General features: G+C 48.7%; 1 protein-coding gene. It reads left to right on the top strand.

The features are described from left to right. Positions 1-703 (top strand): molybdopterin dinucleotide binding domain-containing protein (locus tag Q0203_RS01530; RefSeq protein ID WP_297929041.1); only part of this gene is annotated, 703 nt, incomplete at its 5' end. Positions 704-1,007 lie beyond the last annotated feature (304 nt).

Here is a 1,007-nt window from a genome sequence, read left to right as displayed (position 1 = left end):
CAATCGCGTTGCCATGCCGCGTTTTGATAAATTCTGGGCTGAAAACAAACCATTGAATTTTGAAGCCGGTGAAGCAGCGAAAAAATGGGTGCGTTACAGCGAATTCCGTGAAGATCCGTTGCTCAATCCGCTCGGCACGCCGTCAGGCAAAATCGAGATTTATTCCGATGTCGTCGCCAAAATGAACTACGACGATTGCAAAGGTCATGCCAGCTGGATGGAACCGGAAGAATTTGCCGGCAATGTTACACAAGAATATCCACTCGCCTTGGTAACACCGCATCCGTATTACCGCTTGCATAGCCAATTGGCGCACACTTCTCTACGCCAAAAATACGCGGTCAACGATCGTGAACCGGTGATGATTCACCCAGAAGATGCCGCAGCGCGTGGCATTAAAGACGGCGACATCGTCCGCATTCACAGCAAACGCGGACAAGTGCTTGCCGGCGCCTTGGTGACGGAAAACATCATCAAAGGCACGGTGGCACTTCACGAAGGCGCGTGGTATGACCCAATGGATTTAGGCGAAAGCGAAAAACCATTGTGCAAAAACGGCTGCCCGAACGTGCTCACCCGCGACGAAGGCACGTCCAAACTGGCACAAGGCAACTCGCCAAATACTTGTATCGTACAAGTAGAAAAATTCGTTGGCCAAGCGCCTGAAGTCACAGTGTTTAAACAACCGAAACACGCCGCGTAAAAAATGCCATAAAAAAACATCGCACTTTGAGAAATCAAAGTGCGATGTTTTTTTTATGTGTTTTTACTTTATCCTCTTTTGCGGGCATAGCAAAAGCATAAAAACAGCACGGCTTAATGTCAAGCGGTGCCGAGTCATTATGAGAACAACACCCGAACGGGTGTCGATTTACGGCAGCAGGTTTAGGTTAATCTTGCTTACGAGGTTCCTCTTTATTCAAGATTTCCTCGCGTTTTGGCACAACCTGCTGCCTGCCCCCTTATCCCGTCGGATAAGAGTACCACATCTACCGGCAAGTAAAAAC

This window comes from uncultured Aggregatibacter sp., assembly GCF_938046485.1.
GTDB lineage: Bacteria > Pseudomonadota > Gammaproteobacteria > Enterobacterales > Pasteurellaceae > Aggregatibacter.
This window is presented reverse-complemented; position numbering and strand designations above follow the sequence as displayed.